Source organism: Pseudomonas sp. FW305-20 (assembly GCF_058788075.1).
This window is the reverse complement of record NZ_JBYTAJ010000002.1, coordinates 228,345-253,316: the sequence shown is the minus strand read 5'-3', so window position 1 is coordinate 253,316 and position 24,972 is coordinate 228,345. Positions and strand designations below refer to the sequence as shown.

At 59.6% G+C, this 24,972-nt stretch carries 21 protein-coding genes and 1 tRNA gene; 9 read left to right on the top strand and 13 right to left on the bottom strand.

The window, feature by feature from the left end:
• Positions 1 to 3: 3 nt before the first annotated feature.
• A complete protein-coding gene (locus AC3WP4_RS03075; RefSeq protein ID WP_102614687.1) occupies positions 4 to 1,041 on the bottom strand; it encodes an AraC family transcriptional regulator in 1,038 nt (345 codons plus the stop codon).
• 320 nt (positions 1,042 to 1,361) lie between these two features.
• Between AC3WP4_RS03075 and phbB the strand changes: the two genes are divergently transcribed.
• The 3 genes from phbB (at position 1,362) to phaC (ending at position 5,146) form a co-directional block, all read left to right on the top strand.
• A complete protein-coding gene (gene phbB / locus AC3WP4_RS03070) occupies positions 1,362 to 2,108 on the top strand; it encodes an acetoacetyl-CoA reductase (RefSeq protein WP_076031123.1) in 747 nt (248 codons plus the stop codon).
• A 57-nt stretch (positions 2,109 to 2,165) separates the two neighbouring features.
• Positions 2,166 to 3,344, top strand: coding sequence for an acetyl-CoA C-acetyltransferase (locus AC3WP4_RS03065; RefSeq protein ID WP_076031124.1), 1,179 nt, complete (start codon positions 2,166 to 2,168; stop codon positions 3,342 to 3,344).
• Positions 3,345 to 3,442: 98 nt separating this feature from the next.
• A complete protein-coding gene (gene phaC / locus AC3WP4_RS03060) occupies positions 3,443 to 5,146 on the top strand; it encodes a class I poly(R)-hydroxyalkanoic acid synthase (protein WP_102614688.1) in 1,704 nt (567 codons plus the stop codon).
• 187 nt (positions 5,147 to 5,333) lie between these two features.
• Here phaC and AC3WP4_RS03055 read toward each other — a convergent pair.
• From AC3WP4_RS03055 to fdnG, 7 genes are all read right to left on the bottom strand, one after another.
• Positions 5,334 to 5,426: transfer RNA gene (locus AC3WP4_RS03055), tRNA-Sec, on the bottom strand.
• Positions 5,427 to 5,432: 6 nt separating this feature from the next.
• Entirely contained in the window at positions 5,433 to 7,340 is a 1,908-nt protein-coding gene (gene selB / locus AC3WP4_RS03050; protein WP_102614689.1) for a selenocysteine-specific translation elongation factor, read from the bottom strand.
• Positions 7,337 to 8,761: an L-seryl-tRNA(Sec) selenium transferase gene (gene selA, locus AC3WP4_RS03045; RefSeq protein ID WP_102614690.1), complete on the bottom strand. Its 1,425-nt coding sequence runs from the start codon at positions 8,759 to 8,761 to the stop codon at positions 7,337 to 7,339. The genes selB and selA overlap by 4 nt, the downstream gene beginning before the upstream one ends.
• 76 nt (positions 8,762 to 8,837) lie before the next feature.
• Positions 8,838 to 9,764, bottom strand: a complete 927-nt coding sequence (gene fdhE, locus AC3WP4_RS03040) for a formate dehydrogenase accessory protein FdhE (RefSeq protein WP_102642434.1) — start codon at positions 9,762 to 9,764, stop codon at positions 8,838 to 8,840.
• Positions 9,765 to 9,768: 4 nt separating this feature from the next.
• Positions 9,769 to 10,422: a formate dehydrogenase subunit gamma gene (locus AC3WP4_RS03035; protein ID WP_074876579.1), complete on the bottom strand. Its 654-nt coding sequence runs from the start codon at positions 10,420 to 10,422 to the stop codon at positions 9,769 to 9,771.
• Complete coding sequence (gene fdxH / locus AC3WP4_RS03030) at positions 10,419 to 11,354, bottom strand: formate dehydrogenase subunit beta (RefSeq protein WP_074876577.1); 936 nt, start codon at positions 11,352 to 11,354, stop codon at positions 10,419 to 10,421. Before fdxH ends, AC3WP4_RS03035 begins: the two co-directional genes overlap by 4 nt.
• Positions 11,355 to 14,420, bottom strand: a complete 3,066-nt coding sequence (gene fdnG / locus AC3WP4_RS03025; RefSeq protein WP_146011584.1) for a formate dehydrogenase-N subunit alpha — start codon at positions 14,418 to 14,420, stop codon at positions 11,355 to 11,357.
• Positions 14,421 to 14,731: 311 nt separating this feature from the next.
• On the opposite strand from fdnG, the gene AC3WP4_RS03020 reads away from it, so the two are divergent.
• The gene (locus tag AC3WP4_RS03020; protein ID WP_102614693.1) at positions 14,732 to 15,886 is read left to right on the top strand and encodes a MalY/PatB family protein; all 1,155 of its coding nucleotides are present in this window, start codon (positions 14,732 to 14,734) and stop codon (positions 15,884 to 15,886) included.
• Between the two features lie 133 nt (positions 15,887 to 16,019).
• A complete protein-coding gene (locus AC3WP4_RS03015) occupies positions 16,020 to 16,877 on the top strand; it encodes an SDR family oxidoreductase (protein ID WP_102614694.1) in 858 nt (285 codons plus the stop codon).
• Positions 16,878 to 17,047: 170 nt separating this feature from the next.
• On the opposite strand, the gene AC3WP4_RS03010 is transcribed toward AC3WP4_RS03015, so the two are convergent.
• The 3 genes from AC3WP4_RS03010 to AC3WP4_RS03000 are packed head-to-tail and all read right to left on the bottom strand — an operon-like array spanning position 17,048 to position 18,534.
• Positions 17,048 to 17,497, bottom strand: coding sequence for a DUF421 domain-containing protein (locus AC3WP4_RS03010; RefSeq protein WP_102614695.1), 450 nt, complete (start codon positions 17,495 to 17,497; stop codon positions 17,048 to 17,050).
• A 7-nt stretch (positions 17,498 to 17,504) separates the two neighbouring features.
• Positions 17,505 to 18,023, bottom strand: coding sequence for a hypothetical protein (locus AC3WP4_RS03005; protein WP_102614696.1), 519 nt, complete (start codon positions 18,021 to 18,023; stop codon positions 17,505 to 17,507).
• Entirely contained in the window at positions 18,016 to 18,534 is a 519-nt protein-coding gene (locus tag AC3WP4_RS03000; protein WP_102614697.1) for a CinA family protein, read from the bottom strand. The genes AC3WP4_RS03005 and AC3WP4_RS03000 overlap by 8 nt, the downstream gene beginning before the upstream one ends.
• A gap of 170 nt (positions 18,535 to 18,704) precedes the next feature.
• Here AC3WP4_RS03000 and AC3WP4_RS02995 point away from each other — a divergent pair, with 170 nt between their 5' ends.
• The 4 genes from AC3WP4_RS02995 to AC3WP4_RS02980 all read left to right on the top strand — a co-directional run bounded on the left by AC3WP4_RS02995 (position 18,705) and on the right by AC3WP4_RS02980 (position 21,925).
• On the top strand, positions 18,705 to 19,316 hold the full coding sequence (locus AC3WP4_RS02995) for a Yip1 family protein (protein WP_102614698.1): 612 nt from the start codon (positions 18,705 to 18,707) through the stop codon (positions 19,314 to 19,316).
• Between the two features lie 45 nt (positions 19,317 to 19,361).
• Positions 19,362 to 20,705 (top strand): cation:proton antiporter, encoded by a 1,344-nt coding sequence (locus AC3WP4_RS02990; protein ID WP_102614699.1) that lies wholly within the window; start codon positions 19,362 to 19,364, stop codon positions 20,703 to 20,705.
• Positions 20,706 to 20,822: 117 nt separating this feature from the next.
• Positions 20,823 to 21,188, top strand: a complete 366-nt coding sequence (locus tag AC3WP4_RS02985) for a hypothetical protein (protein ID WP_235865007.1) — start codon at positions 20,823 to 20,825, stop codon at positions 21,186 to 21,188.
• 260 nt (positions 21,189 to 21,448) lie between these two features.
• Positions 21,449 to 21,925, top strand: a complete 477-nt coding sequence (locus AC3WP4_RS02980; RefSeq protein WP_074876558.1) for a PA2171 family ribosome-binding persister protein — start codon at positions 21,449 to 21,451, stop codon at positions 21,923 to 21,925.
• Between the two features lie 132 nt (positions 21,926 to 22,057).
• Here the strand turns inward: AC3WP4_RS02980 and AC3WP4_RS02975 are convergent, their stop codons facing one another.
• Positions 22,058 to 23,971 carry a hybrid sensor histidine kinase/response regulator gene (locus AC3WP4_RS02975; protein WP_102614700.1) on the bottom strand — a complete coding sequence of 638 codons (1,914 nt, stop codon included), beginning with the start codon at positions 23,969 to 23,971 and terminating at the stop codon, positions 22,058 to 22,060.
• 86 nt (positions 23,972 to 24,057) lie between these two features.
• Complete coding sequence (locus AC3WP4_RS02970) at positions 24,058 to 24,966, bottom strand: zeta toxin family protein (RefSeq protein ID WP_102614701.1); 909 nt, start codon at positions 24,964 to 24,966, stop codon at positions 24,058 to 24,060.
• Between the last annotated feature and the right edge of the window lie 6 nt (positions 24,967 to 24,972).

The window sequence follows — 24,972 nt, the reverse complement described above, 5'->3', positions numbered from 1 at the left end:
GCGTCAGACCGACGCGGCTTCCTTGATTTCAAACGATTCATCGGCCCGATACTGACCGGGCGTCATGCCAAACCAGCGGCTACAGGCTTTGTTGAAACTGCTGTGATCATGAAAACCAAGGAGATACGCGACATGCTTCATGTTGAAGTGAGAATGGCGCAGGTAGAAATCGGCGAGTTGCCGGCGAACATCGTTCTGCACGTCCTTGAATTGCGTCCCTTCCTTTTCCAGCGCGCGTTGCAGCGTCCGCTTGCTGATGTTCAATGCCGCCGCGATCGACTCCATGTCGCACTGCCCCTGGCCCTGGCTCAAGCGCTCGGTAATCAATGCGCGAATCCTGCTGACAATGCAAAAACCAAACAGCAGGTCCAGTTGAGCCTCGGCAAAACTGTCATGCAGCACCGCCAATGTTTCATTGGCCATGCTCAACGGACGCATCAGTTCCTGACCATCAAACAAAATGCTGTCGAAAGGCGCGTCGAAATGCAGGTCGCAGCCAAACAGCCGACGATGCTCGGTGGTGTCTTCAGGTTCGGGATAGGTGAATCCCACGCTCAAGGGTTGCGGTGCGTTTCCGCCCGCCAGCTTACGACAGAAGCCCAGCAATGAAGCCAGCGCTGCATCGGTGTATTGGCGAGGTTTGACCGAACCCTTTTGTTGATGATCGAAGCCGGAAAGCCGGTAGTTCTGCTGTTCCGATGTAAAGAAAAGGCTGAAGCCGGTACCAATCAACGGACTGAAACGGACCAGTCGTTCAAGGGCTTTTTTCAGATTCAGGCTGGACATCATGGTGTAGCCGACGATCTGAAAGCTGCCGGGATGGAAACTTCCATAGGCCTTCAAGCCGATGTCTGGATCACCCGAGGCCCGAGCGGCCAGATCCCATAGTCGATAGATTGCCCTTCGCTCGCAAAACGCTCCTGGTTTGTTCGCAAGCTTCATGTCTAGTTCAGCCTCCTGGCACAGACTGGCAACATCCAGTCCTTGAGCCAAGAGCGTATTTACCAACACGCTGGCATAGCCTGAACTCATTCTATACATGGCGTCCTCAATGACCTGTGGAACCGAACATCCTGTCCGGAGCCATAACTGATCTGCGATGAATCAAAACTCTAACGGGTTGTTTCGTTGCCAATATTGATCCCAGTATAGGTACTCCTCACTTTTAGCCAGTATTTCAGGCCGGTCGTCGCCTTGTAGCAGTGGCCGATGAGCGTCGAGACGACGAAAGAAAGTTCCGTTGCGCTTCGGGCTTGGCACCGTTGGACACCAGACCGTCACCTCTCAACACTTCCGCACACCCCGCCAATACCGAACAATCCCCCATCTTGCAGCGCAAAATACAAAAAGGAAGAGTGCATATGAAGTCGCTTGGTCGTATTGCGTTGGTCACGGGTGGTATGGGTGGGATTGGCACTGCGATTAGCCAGCGCCTGTACAAGGAAGGATTCAAGGTCATCGTGGGCTGCAGCTCCGACTCCGCCCGCAAGAAAGAATGGATGGCGAGCCAACAGGAGGCGGGTTATCAATTCGAATGCATCTATGGCGACATCACCGATTGGGAATCAACGCGCAAAGCGTTCGAAATGGCACGTGAGCAATTCGGCCCGATCGATGTCCTGGTCAACAACGCCGGGATCACGCGTGATGCGTCCTTTCGCAAGCTGACGCCCGAAGACTGGAACGCGGTCATCGGCACCAACCTCAGCGGCCTGTTCAACACCACCAAACAGGTGATTGAAGGGATGTTGACCAAGGGTTGGGGACGGGTCATCAACATCTCCTCGATCAACGGTCAGCGCGGCCAGTTCGGCCAGACCAACTACAGCGCGGCCAAGGCCGGCATCCATGGTTTCACCATGGCCCTGGCGCGGGAAGTATCCGGCAAGGGCGTGACCGTCAATACCGTTTCCCCAGGCTACATCCAGACCAGCATGACCGCGGCCATTCGCCAGGACATTCTCGACACCATGATCGCGGCCACACCGGTCGGGCGTCTCGGCCAACCAGAAGAAATCGCCTCCATCGTGGCCTGGCTGGCTTCCGATGAATCGGCCTACAGCACCGGGGCCGACTTCTCGGTCAACGGCGGCATGAACATGCAATAGACCTGTCAGGGCAAGGATGCCCTGCTTTCGCTCGACAACATCTTAATGAGGTCACGCATGAACGAAGTCGTAATCGTTGCCGCTACTCGTACCGCCATTGGCAGTTTTCAAGGTGCCTTGTCCGCGATTCCAGCCACCGAGCTGGGCGCGGCGGTCATTCGCCGTTTGCTGGAAGAGACCGGTCTGGACGGCTCGCAGATCGATGAAGTGATCCTCGGCCAGGTACTCACCGCAGGCTCGGGGCAAAACCCGGCACGCCAGACGGCGATCAAGGCCGGCCTGCCCCACACCACCCCTGCCCTGACCCTGAACAAGGTCTGCGGCTCGGGCCTCAAGGCGGTCCAATTGGCGGTCCAGGCCATCCGTTGTGGCGACGCCGAACTCATCATTGCCGGCGGTCAGGAAAACATGAGCCTGGCGCCTTATGTTCTGCCCAAGGCCCGTACCGGTTTGCGCCTGGGTCATGCGCAACTGCAAGACAGCGTGATTCAGGACGGTTTGTGGGACGCCTTCAACGACTACCACATGGGCATCACCGCCGAGAACCTGGCGCAAAAATACGAACTGAGTCGCGAAGACCAGGACGCTTTCGCCGCGGCCTCGCAACAGAAAGCCGCTGCGGCCATCGAAGCGGGCTACTTCAAGCGTGAAATCACCCCGATCCTGATCCCTCAGCGCAAGGGTGAACCGCTGGTCTTCGATACTGATGAACAGCCGCGTCCGGGCAGCACCCTGCAAGCGCTGGGCAACCTCAAACCCGCGTTCCAGAAAACCGGCAGCGTGACCGCCGGCAACTCGTCGACCCTCAACGACGGCGCCGCCGTCCTGTTGCTGGCCAGCTCCGCCAAGGCCCTGGCCCTCGGCTTGCCGGTACTGGCACGGATCAAGGCTTACGCCAGCGCTGGCGTGGACCCCTCGATCATGGGCATCGGCCCGGTACCGGCCACCCGCTTGGCATTGACCAAAGCCGGCTGGAGCCTGGACGACCTCGACCTGATCGAAGCCAATGAAGCGTTCGCCGCGCAATCACTGGCCGTCGGCAAGGAGCTGGGTTGGGACACCAGCAAAGTCAACGTCAACGGCGGCGCGATTGCCCTGGGTCATCCGATCGGTGCATCAGGCGCACGAATCCTGGTGTCGCTGTTGCACGAGCTGATTCGCCGTGACGGCAAAAAAGGCCTGGCCACGTTGTGCATCGGTGGTGGCCAGGGTGTCAGCCTGGTCATCGAGCGCTAGAAGAAACACAGGACTGCTTGCTTGACTGCTAACGCGGCGCCGAAGTCCGGCGCCGCGGTTTTTTTCAGCCCGGTTTACTGATGTGGGCAAGGAGTTCCATGGACAATAACTCGCATACTTTCAACACCTTCTGGTCAGGCCAGGTTCCGTTCATTGCCTCCTTTGCAGTGCAACAGCTACGTCTCTGGGTCAGCACCAATCCGTGGTTTACCGGCCAGGACTACAACGCGTGGTTTGACCTGCCGCGCAGCACCCTGGACAGCCTTCAATCGGACTACCAACAGCAATGGGGCGCACTCGGCCAGCAACTGCTGACCGGTCAGCCATTCAGCTTCGAGGATCGGCGTTTTGCCAGCGGCAACTGGAGCCAGCCCCTGTTCGGCTCGCTCGCTGCGTTTTATCTGCTCAACGCCGGGTTCCTGCTCAAGCTGCTGGACAAGTTGGCGATCCCGGACAAAAAACCGCGCCAGCGCCTGCTCTATCTGGTGGAACAAGCCATCGCCGCCGGCGCGCCGAGCAATTTCCTGGCGAGTAATCCCGATGCGTTGCAACGTGTCGTCGATACCCAGGGCAGTAGCCTCCTCACCGGCCTGTTGCACCTGGCCAGCGACCTGCAAGAAGGCAAGATGCGCCAGTGCGACGCTGGTGCATTCAAAGTCGGTGTCGATCTCGCCAACACCCCTGGCGAAGTGGTGTTCGAGAACGAACTGTTCCAGCTGATTCAGTATTACCCGCAAAGCGAAACCCAATACCGGCGCCCGGTGTTTGTCGTGCCGCCGTCCATCAACAAGTACTACATTCTCGACTTGCGCCCGGACAACTCGATGGTTGCTCATCTGTTGAAACAAGGGCATCCGGTGTTTCTGATGTCGTGGCGCAACTTCGACCAGGAGCACGCCGCAACCACCTGGGATGACCTGATCGAAACCGGCATCATCAAAGGCCTGCAAGTGACCCGCGAGATTAGCGGCGAGCAACGGCCCAATTGTGTCGGCTTCTGCATTGGCGGCACCTTGTTGAGTTCGGCGCTGGCGGTCCTGGCGGCGCGCGGCGACCGCGAGATTGGCAGCGTGAGCCTGTTGACCACCTTCCTTGACTACCTCGATACCGGCCCTATCGACATTTTTGTCGACGAACAATTGGTGGCCTACCGCGAGCGCACCATCGGCGGCCAGGATGGGCCCATCGGCCTGTTCAAGGGCGAGGACATGGGCAATACCTTCTCGCTGCTGCGGCCCAACGACTTGTGGTGGAACTACAACGTCGACAAATACCTCAAGGGCCAGAAACCGATCCCCCTCGACCTGCTGTTCTGGAACAACGACAGCACCAACCTGCCGGGGCCGATGTATTGCTGGTATCTGCGCCACACCTATCTGCAGAACGACCTGAAATCCGGTGAGCTGGACTGTTGCGGGGTCAAGCTGGACCTGCGTGCCATCGATGCTCCGGCGTACATCCTCGCCACCCATGACGATCACATCGTGCCGTGGCGAAGCGCTTACGCCAGCACCGAGTTGCTTTCCGGGACCAAGCGTTTTGTGCTGGGCGCATCAGGGCATATCGCCGGGGTCATCAACCCGCCGGCCAAGGAAAAACGCCACTACTGGACCAACAACCGGGTCACCAAAAATCCGGAAACCTGGTTCAAGAACGCCCAGCAACATTCCGGAAGCTGGTGGAATGACTGGTTCATCTGGCTGGCTGAACAGTCTGGCGAACGCCAGCCCTCGGTGCTGCATACCGGTAACGCCAAATACCCGGCCATTGAGTCGGCGCCGGGGCGTTATGTGATGCAGTGACAGTGTCGGCCTTGTGGCGAGGGAGCTTGTCGGAACGCCGCACCGTCCCGCTTGAGTGCGCAGCGCTCACAAAAATCGGTATGGATATCAGATTTTTGGGGCCGCTACGCAGCCCAGCGGGAGCGAGCTCCTCCCTCGCCACGGGTTCTCGCTGACTCAAGACGATTTGAAGTGAATCAGAAAACGGCGGAAGGCAGCCGGAGTCGAACCTGCCCGGGAACGGATGCCGTCCCCAACCGGGTTTGAAGCCCGGCCGCGCCACCGGGCGCGATTGCCTTCCTTGAAATCAGTGATCGGTGCGTTGGGCCAGGGCATTGTCGAGGCGCAGATGGCGCTTGTCGCCAAACCGTCGCGTCAGGCCGATCCGGTCGAAGTATTCGAGAATCTGGATGCTGCGCTTGCGTCCCAGGCCCACGGCATCACGAAACGCCGTGACCTGAATCACCGGGTTTTGCGCGGCCAGTTGCACAAGCATAGCCGCCAAACGGCGGATCATCGTGTCGGTGTAGAACAGGTCGCGGACGACTTGATGCAGCAATCCCAACCTGGCCATCTTGCACAACAGCAAGCGCACGGCCGCCTCCTCATGGCCAAGATCGCGCACCCATGGCGGATCAAAACCAGCCTGTTCGAACAACGGTTGCAAGTGCTGCCACAGGGCTTCGTCGGCTTCGCTCAAACGCACTTGATGGTCAGGCAAATGCAACCATGGTCCGCTGGCGGCAAGGGCACCGCTGGCGAGTAATTCGTCGAGCAGGCTGATGAACGTCGGACGCTCCAGCGCTGTGCCGCTGAACCGCCGCAGGCGATCCCGGTCCGGGCCCATTTGATCCGGTTCCAGTTGATGAAAACGGGCGAGGTGGTCCAGCAACGGCGCTTTCAGCGCTTCCCAACGGGCCGCACTGAACAGCAACGGGCCTTGGCGGGTGTCGATCAGGCGCACGTCATCGGGCAAAACCCAGGTGTTGCGGGGGCGGTTGAACTGACGCTCCAGACGCCGCGGGTCGAACCCGGTTTCGCTATTGGCCAACAACGCCGGCAGAATTTTCTCCAGCTCATTACCTGTAGCAAGGGCGTGTAACTGCGCCAACCGTTCGGGGCTGCGGCGTTGACGGGTCGGTGCAAACGGGTCGAGCACCCGCGCGCCGCCAAGGGTGCGTTGGGCGCTCTGGTCCCGCAGGATCAAGGGATCGCCCTTCACGACCTGCACCGGCGCATTCAACAGCAGCTGCGCGAACATCCGCTCACCCGGCATGAGGCGGGTGCCTTCCAGCAACGCCACCCGGCCGGTGACATCCTGAGTACCCACGTGAACGTGCACGGGCTGAAAATGCTCGAAGGCTTTGGGTTCGCTGACCAACAATTGCAGGTCGATATCCAGTCGCTGGGTTGGCGCGTACAGCCACTCGGCCGACAGCCATTGACCGCGATGGATCTGCTCCAGGGCCAAGCGTTCGCCACTCAGGTTCAACGCGACGCGCTGTCCGGCCATTGCGATCTCGGCCGCCCGATTCTGCGCATGCAGCCCGCGCACGCGAACGGGTTTGCCCCGCGGGCCGAGCATCAGCGTATCGCCCACGGCCACCACGCCAGACAACGCAGTGCCGGTCACCACGATACCGACGCCGGCGACGCTGAAGGCACGATCGATCGCCAGGTGAAAACCGCCAAGGGTGCTGCGTTGAAGCACTTCACGTTGCGCCGCGAGCAGGGCCTGTCGCAGCGTCTCGACGCCCTCCCCGGTCACACTCGACAGCGCAATCTGCGGCGCGTCGGCATAAGGCCCCGGTGCCAACAGCGTCTGGACCTGATCGCGAACGGCTTGCACTCTGGACGGTTCGACCCGGTCGCATTTGCTGATCGCCACCAGCGCCCGAGGGATGCCCAGCAGTTCAACGATGGCCAGGTGTTCGCGGGTCTGCGGCATGACGCCATCGTCGGCCGCGACCACCAGCAACACCAGATCAATGCCCTGGGCCCCCGCCAGCATGTTGTGGGTGAAGCGCTCATGACCAGGCACATCGATAAAACCGGTCAGGGGCGCATGGGGTTCCAGCGCTGCGTAGAGGTAGCCGAGGTCGATGGTCATGCCGCGTTCACGCTCTTCCCGACGCCGGTCGCCGAGCAGGCCGGTCAGTGCCTGGAGCAAGGCAGTCTTGCCGTGGTCGATGTGCCCTGCAGTGCCGACGATCACGCTACGGTTCCTGCAATCTGATCGAGTTGCGCCAGCCACGCCGGTTCATCGTCCAGTTGCCGCAAATCCAGCCACAACGCATCGTCATCAATGCGCCCGATTACCGGAATCGGCAACGCTCGCAGGGCAGCTTCCAGGCCATGCAGCTGCCGTCCACGAAGACGTTTGGAGACGTGCGGTCGCAGGCATAACGCCGCACTGGGCAATCGCGCCACCGGTTGGCTGCCGCTGCCGATCATCCCCAGCGCCGGTACTGCGCGGACGCTCCAGCCGTCGCCCAAGGCTTTGGCCAGCGAAGGTTGCAGGCGCTCAGCCTGGGCGAGGATGTCCGCCTGCGGTCGGGTCAACAGGCGCAAACTCGGCAACCGCTCGGCCAGACGATCAGGGTCGCGGTACAGGCCCAATACCGCTTCGAGGGCAGCAAGGGTCAGTTTGTCGACCCGCAAGGCGCGCTTGAGTGGGTTCTTCTTGATCTTCGCGATCAGGTCTTTGCAGCCGACAATCAACCCGGCCTGGGGGCCACCCAGCAGTTTGTCGCCACTGAAGGTGACGATGTCCGCGCCATCGATCAGCGCCTGGCGCACCGTCGGTTCGGCGGGCAAGCCCCAGCGCGTCAGGTCCAGCAGGCTGCCGCTGCCGAGGTCTTCAAGCAATGGCAAACCGTGTTGATGCGCGAGTAGCGCCAACTCGGCGGTCGGCACCCGCGCGATGAAGCCTTCGATGTTGTAGTTGCTCGCATGGACGCGCATCAGCAAACCGCTACGCGGGCCGATGGCCGCCTCGTAATCCCGGGCATGGGTGCGATTGGTGGTGCCCACTTCGTGGAGCCTGACCCCGGCCCTGGCCATGATGTCGGGAATGCGGAAGGCGCCACCGATTTCGATCAGTTCGCCCCGGGAAATGATGCCTTCCTTTCGCGCGCCCAGACTGTTGAGCGCCAGCAACACCGCAGCAGCGTTGTTGTTGACCACCGTCACCGCCTCGGCGCCGGTCAGCTCGCGGATCAAGCCTTCGATCAGGTCATCACGGTCGCCGCGCTGGCCGCTGTTCAGATCGAATTCCAGGTTAAGCGGATAGCGGGCCGCCCTTTGCACCGCTTCGATGGCTTCCTCCGGCAACAACGCTCGCCCCAGATTGGTGTGCAGCACCGTGCCGGTGAGGTTGAACACCCGGCGCACATTGCTGCGATGCTGAAAGGCCAAGCGTTCACCCGCCCTGCCCGCCAACGCTTCAGGCGCGATTTCAATGGCGTCGAGTTGCCCTGAAAGCACCGGCTCACGCAAGTCATCGAACAATTGCCGCAGGCTGGCCAGCAGGGCGTCACGCCCGTAACGCTCGGCCAATGGCTGACAGGCGCGATGACGCAGCAAGCTGTCGATTGAAGGCAGCCGCAGGGTTGAGCTGGCGGATCTGGAAGACATCAGGCGCTCCCGCAAACGTTGACCGTCGCGCCTGAGTGTAGCTGCTGGGCTCGGAGGGATAGCTTAAAGGGATCGCTCAGTCACCTCCCGGTGCCAGCAACAGATTAGGCGCCGGACGCTGGTAGCCTTCCTGCTCCAGGCGCATGTCCAGCAACAGGCTGGTCAGGTCCGTGGAGAGCGCTTCGGCCTCGGCGTCGTTTTCCAGGTAAAGCAGTTTCAGGTAGCTGCGGCAGCCGGGGCAGACCTCCGCGCGAATGGGTGCCTGATTGGCAGCGTGGCGGTCGTCATCGAGGCTGACGTATTCAAGGCCTTTGCTTTGTTCGCAATACACGCATTTGACCCGCACCACATGCCATTCGCAGGCACACAGCGAGCACACCAGATACCGCAAGCCGTTGTACTTGCCGCGGTGGCGAATCACCCCGGCCATGGCCGGCGAACCGCAGGCCGGGCATTGGCTGAGGCTGTCACCGGGTTTCAGCGCAAGGTCCGGTGTGCTCAGCAACCAATGACTCCAGGCTACTTGCAACGCCGCGCCGAGAAACGGCACCACGGCGGCGGGCAGCAAGGTGAACTGGCCGCTGACCAGCGCAATCGCCCAGGCCTTGCGCTGCCCGACATTGGCGCTGCGCAACATCGCCACGGCTTTTTCCACGGCAGGTTGCGGCGGTGGCTGGTAACGCTGCAACAGGGCTTCGAGGTAAGGCAGCCAATGGTCTTCGCGCACCAGGCTGTCGGCAGCGAACGGCGGTAAGCCGTGTTGCTGGCACACGCGCCTACGTTCGGGATCGGGCATGGCGGTGACGGGCGGGTCGTCCAGCAGCCCCTGCTGCACGTGGCACAGGCCGGTCACCAGCCGCAGGTAATCGGCCAGCGGATGGCCGTCGACCAGACGCTCCAGGCGCAAGGCGCGCAAAGTGAACAGATTGTTCGGTGGCAGGTGCAGAAACGGCGGCGCGCTCGCCGCCGCTTCGATCTCGCCAGGCTCAAGAATCGTCGCCAAGGGGTTATCCTTTTTTGTTGATTGGCCGGTCGGGGTGCTCGTCGCGGGTCACTTCGCGGTACCAGAGTTCATGGTGTCTCCTCGCCCAGGCGCGGCTGACCCAGCCATGCGTCATGGCGCTGACCGACCCCCTGATCCAGATGCCGGCATAGATGTGAACGATGATGCTCAGCACCAGGATCAAACCCGCCAACGCATGCAGCAGCATGGCCCAACGAATGCTGGTGATGCCGAAGTACTCGCTGAAATACTCGCGCCAGATCACCAAGCCGCTGAACAACAGCACCAGCATGCACATCAGCAAGATCCAGAACAGCAGCTTCTGCCCCGGGTTGTATTTGCCGATCGCGGGCACGCCCTCTTCTTCGTTGCGGATCACCCGCCCGACACGTCGCAGCCACAAGCGATCGTTGGTGATAAAAATGTTCGCCCGGAAAAATTGAATCACCAAGCCCAGGAACAGGACGAACATCACCACGCCCATGAACGGGTGCAGAATGCGCGTCCACGGGCCGCCGCCAAACAGGTTGCTCAGCCAGAACAGCGCCGGGTGGAACAACGCCAGCCCCGACAGCGCCGCCATCAAGAAGAAAATCGCCACCAGCCAGTGATTGGTGCGCTGGTTCGAGGTGTAGCGCAGGATCTGTCTGCGGATCATGGTCTGTCCTCCCCGCGCGGATCAAAGGTATGTACCGACGGATCGACTTCATGCACCGCAGGGTCAACAGTGGTCGGCAGTTCGTCCTCCTCGACCAATTGCGGCCCGACCCGCACGTAGTGGAAGAACCCGGCCAGCACGGCCAAGCCCATGGCCAGCAATCCCAAGGGTTTGCTCACGCCTTTCCACAGGTCCACCAGCGGACTGATGGTCGGAGCGCTCGGCAGGCCGGCATACAACTTCGGTGTGTCGGCGTGGTGCAACACGTACATGACGTGGGTGCCGCCGACACCTTCGGGGTCATACAGGCCAGCATTGTCGAAGCCACGACTCTTGAGGTCGACGATCCTTTCGGCCGCATGATCTTTCATGTCTTCCTTGGTGCCGAACACAATGGCGCCCGTCGGGCAGGTTTTGACGCAGGCCGGCTCCAGCCCCACCGCCACGCGGTCCGAGCACAATGTGCATTTGTAGGCCTTGTGATCCTTTTGCGAGATTCGCGGGATATCGAACGGGCAACCGGTGATGCAATACCCGCAGCCGATGCAATGGTCCTGGTCGAAATCGACGATGCCATTGGCGTGCTTGATGATCGCCCCCGGACTCGGGCACGCGGCCAGGCAACCGGGCTCGGCGCAGTGCATGCAGCCGTCCTTGCGAATCAACCACTCCAGATTGCCGGCGGCGGTTTCGTGTTCGGTGAAGCGCATCAAAGTCCAGGTATCTGCGCTCAGGTCCCGGGGGTTGTCGTAGGTGCCGAGGTTGTGACCGACCTCGTCGCGCAGTTCGTTCCATTCCGAGCAGGCGACCTGACACGCCTTGCAGCCGATGCACTTGGTGGTGTCGATCAGCTTGGCCACTTCCTCCTGGTTGCGCACCGAGGACGGGACGGTCGTGGTGGCCGAACGGGCGATGATGTCTTGGCTGGCCATTTAGACTTTCTCCACGTTGACCAGGAATGACTTGGATTCCGGGGTCTGAGTGTTGCCATCGCCGAGGAACGGCACCAGGGTGTTGGTCAGGTAACCGTGGCGCGTGAGCCCGGTAAAACCCCAGTGCAGCGGGATACCGATCTGATGCACCACCTGATTGTTGACCTGCAGCGGACGTATCCGCTTGGTCACCACCGCCACCGCTTCTATGTGCCCGCGCTTGCAACTGACACGAACCCGGTCGCCAGCGACGATGCCTTTTTCCTTGGCCAGTACTTCACCGATCTCGACGAACTGCTCGGGTTGGGAAATCGCGTTGAGCTCGCAATGCTTGCTCCAGAAGTGGAAATGCTCGGTCAGCCGGTAGCTGGTCGCGGCATAGGGATAGTCCTTGGCTACGCCTAAGGTCTCCCAGACCGAATCGAAGATCCGCGCCGCCGGGTTGCTGGTGGCTTTCTTGTTTTGCGGGTGCAACGGGTTGATCCCGATCGGCGTTTCGAACGGTTCGTAGTGCTCGGGGAAAGGTCCTTCGTTCATCTTGTCGACGGCAAAGAACCGCGCCACGCCTTCGGGGTTCATGATGAACGGATTCATCCCGGCTTCCGGTGGCGAGTCGGACTTGAAGTCAGCCACATCGGTACCACCCCAGGATTTACCGTTCCACCACACCAGGCGTTTTTTCTCGTCCCACGGCTTGCCTTGCGGGTCGCACGATGCGCGGTTGTAGAGAATCCGCCGATTCGCCGGCCAGGCCCAGGCCCAGCCCTGGTGTTGCTTCATGCCATACGGATCGCTGTTGTCGCGCCGGGCCATCTGGTTACCCGCCTCTGTCCAGCTGCCGCAGAAAATCCAGCAACCGGAAGCCGTGCTGCCGTCGTCCCTGAGCAGGCCGAAACCGGCCAGTTGCGCGTTGCCCTTGATCGTCGCGCCGCTAGCGTCGGTGAAGTCGGCGGTGGCATAGCCGTTGATTTCCTTGGCCAGCTCTTCCGGCGAGGGCTCTTCGGCGATTTTGTAGGGCCAGGACAGTTTGAGGATCGGCTCGGCATAAGCGCCGCCGTTGGCCTGGTAACGCTGACGCAGACGGATAAACAGCTCGCTCATGATCCGTATATCGGTGCGCGCTTCGCCTGGGCCGTCGGCGCCTTTCCAGTGCCATTGCAGCCAGCGGCTGCTGTTGACCAGCGAGCCGTCTTCTTCGGCGAAACAAGTGGTGGGCAGGCGAATCACTTCGGTCTGGATGCCGGCGGTTTCAACGTCGTTGTACGGCCCGACATTGCGCCAGAACTCCGAGGTCTCGGTGGCCAGCGGGTCCATCACCACCAGCCACTTGAGCTTGGCCAGCGCCGCCATCACCCGGTTTTTGTCGGGTAGCGCGGCGATGGGGTTGAAGCCCTGGCACATGTAGCCGTTGACCTTGCCCTGGCTCATCAGGTCGAACACTTTTAGGATGTCGTAGTTCGGGATGTCCAGTTTCGGCAGATAGTCAAAAGCCCAGCGGTTTTCCAGCGTGGCGTTCGCGCCGTACCAGGCTTTCATCAGGCTGACGTGGAACTTGCCGTAGTTCTGCCAGTAAGACAGTTGCCCCGGCCGCAACGGCAGTTGCGTACGTTTGGTGATATAGGCGCTGTAATCCTGCTCCGCATCCTGCGGCAACGTCAGATAACCCGGCAGCGCATTTGACAGCAAGCCGAGGTCGGTCAGCCCCTGGATGTTGGAGTGCCCGCGCAAGGCATTGACGCCCCCGCCCGGCATGCCGACGTTGCCCAGCAGCAATTGCACCATGGCGGCGCTGCGAATGATCTGCGAACCGATCGAGTGCTGAGTCCAGCCCAGCGCGTAGAGAATCGTCATGGTCTTGCCCGGTTGCGAGCAAGTGGCGATTTCTTCCCAGATCTTCTGCATGGCATCGACGGGCATGCCACAAATCTGGCTCGCCAGTTCGATGGTGTAGCGGCTGTAATGGGTCTTCATCAATTGATAGACGCAACGCGGGTCGTGCAGGGTCGGGTCGACTTTGACAAAGCCGTCATCACCGATTTCATAACCCCAGCCAGACTTGTCCGTGTAGATGCGTTTGGCCGCGTCGTAGCCGCTGAAGATCCCGTCCTCGAAGCCAAACCCGGCTTTAACGATGAATGACACGTCGGTATAGGCGCGTACGTACTCGTGCTGGATTTTGTTTTCGGTCAGCAGGTAATTGATCAGCCCGCCCATGAAGGCGATGTCGGTGCCGGTGCGGATCGGCGCGTAATAGTCGGCCACCGAGGCGGTCCGGGTAAAACGCGGATCGACCACGATCAAGCGTGCCTTGTTGTGCGCCTTGGCTTCGGTCACCCATTTGAAGCCGCACGGGTGCGCTTCTGCTGCGTTGCCGCCCATCACCAGGATCAGATTCGCGTTACCGATATCGGTCCAGGTATTGGTCATGGCACCACGGCCGTACGTTGGGGCAAGACTTGCCACCGTCGGGCCGTGTCAGACACGCGCCTGGTTATCGAACCCCAGCATGCCGAGACTGCGAATGACTTTGTGGGTGATATAACCCGCTTCGTTGGACGACGCCGATGCCGCGAGGAAACCGGTGGTCAGCCAGCGGTTCACCGTTTGGCCCTGGGTATTCTTCTCGATGAAGTTGGCGTCGCGGTCGGCCTTCATCAGGTCGGCAACGCGATCGAGCGCTTCATCCCAGGAGATGCGCGTCCACTCGGTGGTGCCGGGTTTGCGCACCTCTGGGTATTGCAGGCGGCCGGGGCTATGAATGAAATCCAGCAGGCCGGCACCTTTGGGGCACAAGGTGCCGCGGTTGACCGGGTGGTCGGAATCGCCTTCGATGTGGATGATGTTTTGCGCGACGTTCTTCGCAGCATCGCCCTGGCTGTACATGATCAAGCCGCAGCCGACCGAGCAATACGGGCAGGTGTTGCGGGTTTCATGGGTGTGGGCAAGCTTGAAGTGGCGCACCTGCTCGGCGAAGGCAGTCGCGGGGGCCATGCCCAGCGCGCCGAGGCTCGAGCCCGCAAGGCCGATACCAGCGACCTTGAAGAACTGACGACGGTTGAGGTCCATCGTGCACTCCTGTCAGGTGGAGACCCGGTATTTTTGCCGGGTTTTTCTGGACAATCACGGTTGTGGCAGTCTGGCTGCCGACACTTGAAACTGTAGACAATGTTAGAACTGACTGTGTGAAAACCGACCATCGGGCAATCCCAAGGCGTAAGCCATCACACACCCTGTGGGAGTGAGCCTGCTCGCGATAGCGGAGTGTCAGTCACCATAGATGCTGACTGTTGTGACGCCATCGCGAGCAGGCTCGCTCCCACAGGGGCTTGGCGCTTATCATTGCCCCACGTTCAACCCCGCTTTTTATGAGACTGAGCATGACTTTCGATTTTGATCAGGTGTTCGACCGCCACAACACCGGCAGTACCAAATGGAGCCGTTACCCGGCCGACGTGTTGCCGATGTGGGTGGCCGACATGGACTTCTGCGCACCGCCGGTGATCATCCAGGCCCTGCAAAAACGTCTGGAACACCCGATGCTCGGCTACAGCGTGGCCCAGGACGACTTGCGCGATGCCATCGTCGCCGACCTCTGGAACAAGTACGCCTGGCGCGTATTGCCTGAGGAACTGATTTTCCTGCCGGGCGTGGAATCGGGGTTCAACATGGCGCTGAATGCGCTGGTGCAGCCGCAACAGAACGTTGTGGTGCAGGTCCCGAACTACCCGCCGCTACGCCATGCGCCGGGGCACTGGGGACTGAACAAGGTTGAACTCGAATTCGACGCGTTGGCGGACGGCACTTACGCCACGCCACTTGATGCCCTGAATCGGGCGCTGACCGGTGGCGGTGCGCTGCTGCTGAGCAACCCGCACAACCCGCTAGGCAAAGTCTTCCCGCGAGAAGAACTGCAAGCGGTTGCCAACATCTGTCTGGAACAGGACGCCTGGATCATCTCGGACGAGATTCATGCCGAGCTGTGTTTCGACGGGCGCGTGCACATTCCGACGGCCTCTCTGAGCCCGGAAATCGCCAAGCGCACCATCACGCTGATGTCGGCGAGCAAGGCCTACAACATTGCCGGGCTGAAAACATCGTTCATGATCATTCAGGACTCGGCGTTGCGTGCAAAGGTCAACCACGCCCGCTGCGGCATGGTCGACAGCGTCAACCCGTTGGGCATGGAAGCGACGCGCGTCGCCTACAGCGAAGCCGGCCCTTGGCTGGCCGGGTTGAAGGCGTATCTGCAAGGCAATCGGGATTATCTGGTGGACGCGGTCAACACCCGACTGCCGGGAGTGACCATGAATATCCCGCAAGGCACGTACCTGGCGTGGCTCGATTGCTCGGCGCTGGGGCTGGAAAACCCGCAGCAGTTTTTCCTTGAACAAGCCAAGGTCGGTTTGAGCCCTGGCCTGGATTTCGGCGATGCCAACAAACAGTTCGTGCGCCTGAATTTCGGCTGCCCACGGTCGTTGCTGGAAGAAGGCATTGCGCGGATGGAACGCAGCTTGCTCAATCGCAAAGCCTGATGATGATCGTTCCTACGCTCCGCGTGGGAACGATCGGCGACAAGAGTGACCATCACGGAAATCCAACCGAACTCAAGGCAAAACACCAGGGTCAACCCTTTGACTCCTCTGCCTTGAGAACGGAGATTTCGCAATGACTTCCTATCCAAAACCACCCTTCCCTAAACAAAGCCAGCCTGTCCCCGGTTCCCAAAATAAAATGGACCCGTACCCCGACTGTGGCGAACAAAGCTACAAGGGTTCAGGCCGACTGGACGGCAAGATCGCCCTGATCACCGGCGCCGACAGTGGCATCGGTCGCGCCGTCGCCATCGCCTTCGCTCGTGAAGGCGCGGATATCGCCGTCGCCTACCTCAATGAACATGAAGACGCACAGGAAACCGCACGCTGGGTCGAACAGGCCGGCCGGCAGTGCCTGTTGCTGCCCGGTGACCTGGCGCAGAAAGCCCACTGCCAGGCACTGGTGGACAAGACGGTCGAACGTTTTGGCCGAATCGATGTGCTGGTCAACAACGCCGCGTTCCAGATGAGCCACGAAAACCTCGAGGACATCCCGGACGAAGAATGGGTGATGACCTTCGACGTCAACATCACCGCTATTTTCAGGCTCTGTCAGGCCGCGTTGAAGCACATGAAACCCGGCAGTTCGATCATCAACACCAGCTCGGTCAATTCCGACATGCCAAAACCGACCCTCCTGCCTTACGCCACGACCAAAGGCGCGATAGCCAACTTCACCGCTGGCCTGGCGCAGATGCTGGGGCCGAAGAACATTCGGGTGAACTGTGTGGCACCGGGGCCGATCTGGACACCGTTGATTGTCTCGACCATGCCCGCTGAAGAGGTTCAGGACTTCGGCGGTCAAACCCCGCTCGGACGGCCGGGCCAACCGGTGGAAGTGGCGCCGATTTATGTGTTGCTGGCATCGGATGAGGCCAGTTACATCACGGGGCAGCGGTACGGAATCACCGGTGGCAAGCCGATGCTTTGAATGCAGTACGTTGAGTTAGTGAGAACCCTGTGGCGAGGGAGCTTGCTCCCGCTGGGCTGCGTAGCGGCCCCAAAAATCTGGCAACGATCACCGATTTTGTGAGTGCTACGCCCTCAAGCGGGAGCAAGCTCCCTCGCCACAAAAAGCCAGGTATGGCCGCAATTCATTGCTCACGACGGCTCTTGAGCAATCACCGATATCTTGCCATTGCGCTCCAGGATCGCGAACTTGATCTGCTCAAGGGTTTCGATGCCCTGGCTCGAACGTGCCGCCTCCATGACGTCGGCCTCGATCAATCGCGCGTGACGCAGGCGTTTGTGCAGAATCTTGCCGTTCTCGACGAGGATCGTCGGTCCGCCATCGATCAACTGCGATACCCATTGCGAGCGCTGTTTGAGCAACGACAGGCCGACGTCGATGACAATCAGCGTGACAATCACCAGCATCGAATTGGTCAAGGAAAAGTCATCGCCCAGCAACGCCTGCTGAGTCGCCTCACCCATGATCATCAACAGCACAAAATCGAATGTCGTCAGTTCGGCCAGGGAGCGTCTACCGGCAATCTTGAACAGCACCATCAGCGCCAGATATATCGCAGCTGCGCGCAATACCGAGTCCATAGGTCACCTAAGGGAAAATGAATTGATCGATGTTCACTGGCATGGCGCCCGGTGATGCAACGCGGCTGCGAAACAGTCCCAGCCCATCGCCGCGCAACGTCAGGTAAAGGTTCGCCTGGCCCTGAGCGTCGGTTTGCACCCACAACCTCATGCCGTGCCCGGCACTGATGGCGCGCAGGGGTTGTGGTTGCACGGTTTCAATGTTGAAACCGTCCAGCAGCGCGCCGGTCAGTTCCAGCTCAACCGTGGCATTGGGCGCACCGCTCAGGCTGATCTGCATCGGATTGGTCGATCCGTGGCGGTGGAACCGCTCGTATTGCACCCGGACCTTGCCATCGTCGCCCTGAACGTCCCGGGTACTCAGCGGCCCGCGTGAAAACAGGCCGAGCAACGCCAGCAACACCACCAACGCCAGGAAGTACCAGCCCCAACGCTCGAATTGCCAGACCTTGACCTGATGCGCCATGTCTTCGCGCACGGGATAGTCGCGGCTGTGGTAATCGGTATGCCCGGATTCATCATTCATCGAGTGCCCCCTGCCCTTGCTCACCCGCCAATGCCCGTTGGTGGAAGTGCGGCAGCAACTTCAGCGCGTGCTCCGCGGCCAATAACTGCACCTCACTGCGTGTACCGGAAAACCGCACCTGTCGGCTGAAAACACACCGTCCCTGCCCGGTCTGATAGACCCAGGCGAAACAAATGGTGCCAGCCGGGATGCCATCGACGTCTTCCGGCCCGAGGATGCCGGTGGTCGCCACCGCAACATTGGCCGTGCTGTCGCGCAGCGCACCCACGGCCATTTCCTGAGCGACTTCACAACTGGTGAGATTGAATGTTTCGATCGTCTTCGGGCTGACGTGGAGCAAGCGCTGTTTCGCTTCGGTGGAATAGACCACGTACCCGCATTCGATCGACTCCCCGCTGTGCGGAACCTCAGCCAGCAGCGTGACGATTTTTCCGGCGGTACAAGACTCTGCGGTGGTCAGCAGCAAGTCGTTTTGACGCAAGTATTCGACCACGGATTGGCTGACGTTCATGGCACATCATCCAGAAAGGAGAGCTGCTCGGTTGACCTTGCGCGTTCGCAAACATTCCCTCTATCCGACCACGCCCGGCTTTGGGATAAAAAACTGAACCCCTGTCAAAACTCGCCCCTCAATACGTTTAGGGCCCCCTGCTACGGGCCGCTCCAGATCCGGAGGTCATCATGTCCGCACCTATCGTCAAGCTGTTCACCCAACCGAACTACGTATGGACGGATATCCGCAAGGAAGAGGAAGCGCATCCATGCCACTACCTCGCCCATTTATTGTTGCTCGCCATGATTCCCGCCGTGTGCCTGTTTATTGGCACCACCTACGTCGGCTGGAGCCTGGTCGAAAACGAACTCGTTAAGCTCAGCACCGCCAGCGCGCTACAGCTCTGCGTGTTGCTCTACGTGACCATCGTCGTCGGCGTGGCGTTGATGGGGCTGTTTATCCGCTGGATGTCGCGCACCTTCGACGCACGGCCGACCGTCAACCAATGCATCGGCTTTGCCGCTTACACCGTGACCCCGTACTTCCTCGCCGGCATTGCCGGTTTGTACCCCAGCCGCTGGCTGGCGATTGTGGTGCTGGGCGCAGCGTCGATCTATTCGACGTTTCTGCTGTTCGTCGGCTTGCCGACCTTTATGCATGAACGCAAGGAACAAGGCTTGCTGAACGCCGCTTGCGTCTGGGGCGTCGGCCTGCTGGTGCTGGTCACCCTCCTGGTCTCGATGATCCTGCTATGGTTCAACGTATTGACGCCTGAATACCTGCGCACGACCGTCGGTTGAGGGCGCAGGCCCTGCATCGCGGCATGCACCCTACGAGTACCGAGCATGAGCTTTATTCTATGGGTGGCGGTGTTGGGTGCGGTGCTGCTGACGCTGGCACTGACCTCTTCGTACCTGCGCTGGATGCCGGTGACCACGTCGGCGGTGTGCCTGGTGCTGGGCGCCGCCATCGGTCCCGCGGGGCTGGGCCTGTTGAAACTGGACACCGAAGAGGCGTCCATCTGGATGGAGCACCTGACGGAAGTCGCGGTGCTGTTTTCATTGTTTGTCTGCGGTTTGAAGTTGCGCTTGCCGCTCAGGAACGAAAACTGGCGTATTGCCTACGGCCTGGCCGGCCCGGTCATGGTGTTGACGATTGCCGGGGTCAGCCTGTTGCTGCATTACGGCTTCGAATTGTCCTGGGGCGCGTCCGTGTTGATCGGCTCGATTCTGGCGCCCACCGACCCGGTACTCGCCGCCCTGGTGCAAGTCAACGACGCCCGGGATGACGACAGCGTGCGCTTCGGGCTGTCGGGTGAAGCCGGGCTCAATGACGGGATCGCCTTCCCGTTCGTTATCCTTGGCCTGCTGCTGGTGCAACACGACAGTAACCCCGGCTGGCTGAGCGACTGGGTGCTGCGCAGTCTGCTGTGGGCAGTCCCGGCCGGTTTGCTCACCGGCTACTGGATGGGCCGTGGCATTGGCCGCCTGACCTTATTGATGCGCATCAAAAATGACGACAGCACCCTGTCCCCGAACGATTACCTGGCCCTTGCCTTGATTGCCCTGGCGTATGTCGGGGCCGAGTGGATTCACGGTTATGGCTTTTTGTCGGTATTCGCCGCCGGCCTGGGTTTGCGCCACGAAGAAGTCAAATCCACAGGCGACGACGAGCTTCCCGCCGAGCATCTGGTTCAGCCCGTGGTGGGACATCAGAACGTCGAGCCGCAACATGCGGTTCATGGTGATACCACAAGCCTTGAGGACAAGCAGGTCGCCGCGGGCATCATGATGGGCGACATGCTCGCCTTTGGCAGTCTGGTGGAACGGGCCATGGAAGTGTTTCTGGTGACGCTGCTCGGCGTGGTGTTGATGGCTCACTGGGATTGGCGTGCGTTGCCGATCGCTGGCGTGCTGTTTTGCCTGATACGCCCCCTGAGCGTCGTCGCCATGCCTTGGGGCCGTTTGCTCAACGGCCACCAGCGCATGCTGATTGGCTGGTTCGGCATACGCGGCATCGGCAGTCTGTATTACCTGTTTTATGCCGTGAATCATGGGTTGGGCGATTCGATAGCAACGTTATGTATCGACCTGACGTTATCCGTGGTTGCGCTCAGCATTCTGTTCCACGGCATCAGTACTCAACCGATCCTGGCTCGATATGAACGGCAAAAAAATCAACTTTTTTGATATGGCCGTGAATGTTTGCCGCGTGAGTTATCGAATTTCTTCGCTGATAAATTTGAAATCCTTGAGCAATCCCGCAGGTCACAACCTTAATCCCGCTCGGCTTTTGCACGGCGGGACGTGTCGGGTTCGGGCCCCTGCGGCATCGATCTCTATCAAAAAGAACTTCGAAAAAATCAGGTGCTGGTCATGGTTCACTATTCCACCTCCGATGAAATCAAAGCCTGCCGGGCTTTCGCCCTGGAACGTAATCATCAAATGTTTGAAGAGGCCCAGGCACTCAGCCGCAGCGCCTTCGCGTTACTGGAGGGCGGCGACATGGATGTGAACCAGTTCGATCGCTATCAGGCCTTGCGCAGAAAGGCCGACATGAAGTTCGAGGAGGCGATCGAGCACTTGCGGCTGCTCAACGAAAATTTCCCGCCGGTCTCGATATCCACGCAAAACGCTCATCGTTCGCTCCAGCAGCCGGAATCCATATCCTGAACTTGAAAAGCCCGGCACAGTCGCCGGGCTTTTTTTTGACTGAAAAAACATCAATGTTCCACTGCGAACTGCATGAGTCAATTTCCGGACTCATGCAGGCTGCATGACCCCAGTTCGCCATCAGTCACTTCAACTTATTGTTTTATAAACACGTTATCGCACTGGCAAACCGGCACGACAAATGCTCAGAGACCATGAGCGACTTTCGGCCTAGAGACCGTTCGCGCTCACCCCCTGAAATGTGGAGAGACTCGACCATGATGAACGCCATAGACTTGTTGAAAGCTGACCATGAACGCGTAAAAGGCATCCTGACCCAATTAAGCGAATCCACCGAGCGTGGTGTTAAAAAACGCAGCGAATTGCTGGCCAAGCTGGAAATGGAGGTTGCCATCCATACCCGCCTCGAAGAAGAAGTCTTGTACCCGGCCTACAAGAAAGCCGGGGGCAAGGAGCAGGACGTCATGTATTACGAAGCCAAGGAAGAACATCGCACCGTAGATTCACTGGTGCTGCCAGACTTGAAGGCCACCGACCCGACCACTCCGGAATTTGCCGGTCGGGTGAAAGTGATCAAGGAACTGCTGGAACATCACATTGAAGAAGAGGAAACCGAGATGTTTCCTCAGGCCAAGAAGCTGCTGGGCAAAGCCACCCTGGAAGAGTTGGGCGCGCAGATGGAAAGTTTGAAAGCGCAGTACAAGAAGGAAATGAGTGCAGCCCATCTGGCGGCTTGATGCACCGTCATGCTGTCTGGTTGATGGTTGATTACTCGCTTACCCATTGATCGTTCCCACTCTGCGTGGGAACGATCAGGAAAAAGCTGCGAACGCCCGCTTCTCATGCAACCAAACAGCGAGCACCCGTAATCACTTCATGGTCGAGGCGATGATTTCCACCAGATTGAGCTGGGTAAAGGGTTTGGACAGACGCGGCAGTCTGGTCGCAAAACCTTCCAGACGCTCGGCGTAACCGGTAGCAAGAATGATCGGCAGGTCCGGCTTTTTAGTGCGGATAGCTTGCGCCAGTTGTGCGCCGTTCATCTGCGGCATGGCCATGTCGGTGATGACCAGGTCGATCGCTGCTTCGGCGTCGAATACTTCCAGCGCTTGCGCCCCGGACGTCGCACTGACCACCCGATGCCCCAGGTCTTCGAGTAACAGGCAGGTACTGGTCAACACCAGGCTATCGTCATCCACCACCAACACGCATAGACGGGGCACCGGCGGTGCGGTCTCCTCGGCAACGGGCCTGGCAACCGAACCGGTCGTGGCGATGGGTATCCACAATTCGGCGACGGTGCCTATGCCCTTCTGGCTCTTGAGGACGAATCGCCCGCCCAATTGCTCGATGTAACCATGCACCATCGAAAGACCCAGCCCCGTGCCTTTGCCAATGCCTTTGGTCGTGAAGAACGGGTCCATTGCCGAACCGAGCGTGGTTTCATCCATGCCCTCCCCCGTATCGCTGACGCTCAGGCACACATACCGGCCTGGCAGCAGGGATAACTGCGGTTGATCCACGGTTTCTTCGGTCTTGGTACTGATGACGATTTTCCCGCCATGAGGCATCGCATCACGGGCATTGGTCACCAGGTTCAACACCGCCAGTTCAAGCTGATTGACATCCGCCAGGACCGGTTCGAGCTCTGGTGAAAAGCGGGTTTCGAGCACCACGGACGGCCCGAGCGAGCTGCGCAACAGGCCAATGATGCCTTGCACCAGCGCCGGGATCTCGACGGGTTCGGCTTTGAGTTCCTGACGCCTGGCAAACGCCAGCATGCGCTGGGTCAGGGAGACACCGCGCAAGGCGCCCTGGGTGGCATTGTCCACAAGCCGGGTAATTTTCGGATCCTCTCCCACTCGTTTGCGCACGATTTCCAGATTGCCGAGGATGACCGTCAGCAAATTGTTGAAGTCGTGGGCAATACCACCGCTGAGTTGGCCAATGGCCTGCATTTTCTGCGCCTGGAACAGCGCCTCGCGGGTTTGCTCCAGCGTCTGCTGGGCTTGCGTGACTTCGGTGATATCACGGGTGATCTTGGCGAATCCGAGCAAAGTGCCGGTTTCGCCCCAAATCGGATCGACCACGACATTGGCCAGGAACCGCGTACCGTCCTTGCGCACGCGCCAGCCTTTGTTTTCGAACCGCCCTTCTCGCACGGCAATGTCCAGGGTCCGTTGCGGTTCGCCGGCCTCGCGGTCTTCCGGGGTGTAAAACATTGAGAAGTGCTTGCCGATGACCTCTTCGGGCAAATAACCCTTGATGCGCTGGGCTCCGGGATTCCAGTTGGTCAGGCGGCCATCCGGGGCGAGCATGTAGATGGCGTAATCAGTGACGCTTTGAACCAGCAGGCGGAACTGCTGCTCGCTTTGCTTGAGGACTTCTTCGGCCATCTTGCGGTCGGTCAGGTCACGGGTAATCTTGGCAAACCCGAGCAACTTGCCCGACGGGTCGAGAATCGGGTCAATGACCACGTGGCACCAGAAATGCGTGCCGTCCTTGCGAACCCGCCAGCCTTCCCCCTCGAAACGCCCCTCCCTGATCGCCGTGTCCAGTGCCCGCTGGGGCAAACCGGCACGGCGATCCTCTTCGGTATAAAACCGCGAAAAGTGCTGGCCGAGGATTTCGGACTCCTCGTACCCCTTGAAACGCCTGGCGCCGCTGTTCCAGCTGGTGATGATGCCATCGGGATCAAGCATGTAGATCGCATAGTCAATCACAGCATCGATTAACAGGCGAAAACGACTGTCGTCGATGGCGTTGGTCCGATCCTCGTTCATTGATCCCTCTTGGTATGACCGTTTTTTGGAGTATGCGACATACCACGCATTTGGAAAGCCGGAAAAACGGTACTCGTCGCCCAGCGTTATCGATTGACGTGTTTGACGATGTAGGCGTACAGATCGTTGTAGACGAATTTGGGAACATGCGAAGCATGAGTCGCCATCTTGAGCAGCGCCAGGTGGCACTCTTTGATGACTTCATCGCGATCGCTCGCCGCGAAGATGTGGTTGTCGATAATATTCGAATAGATGCTGTACGCAAAATCCACCTTGGTTGTCGTTGTGGCAACGGAACCGCCGGCAGTTTTGGAGTAAGTACTCTGGGCAATCAAGGTCCGCTCGTTCAACACGCCGAACCCGCGTTCGTACACATTGACTTGCGAGCCGCTGACCGCTTTTGCAGCCGTCTCCAAGGCCAGGATGATCGCAGGCGCATAACTCATGCTGGCATCCAGCGTCGATACCGTGAGAAACCGTTCCATTTCCTGGTCTTCAAGGCTTTTGAGCGCTCGTTTGATGCTCGACACATGAGCAAACGATTGAGTGCAGCCCACAATGTGAGTTTCGAACTGATAACCGGCGGCGGTCGCCGACGGCGGGAAGGCTGCGAAGTCGAGGCTATCGAACGCACATTCCATGATGATGTTGAATTTGCCGCTGAAGGCTTGCTTATAGATTTTCGTACTGACTTCGCGAACAAATGCCTCGGTATGCTCATACGCATGCAAGACCCCGTGTTTGATCATCTCTGTGTATTGGGGGTGTTTCTTGCGGTAGTCGGGCAGGTAAAGACGAACATAATTGTTGTAGCGATTTGAAGGCAGCAGGGTCTTTTCCAGCAGGTAGGTTTTACCTGACCCTTGCAGCCCGGCAACGACCAGGATTTTGGGGGTTGCCTCGGCCGTGATGCCGCTGAACAGCGTCGCTTTTATTTCATTGAATGCTACGGTGACCTGCTCAGGGGTGTACGTGTATTGCGGTGCTACTGACATATCTTG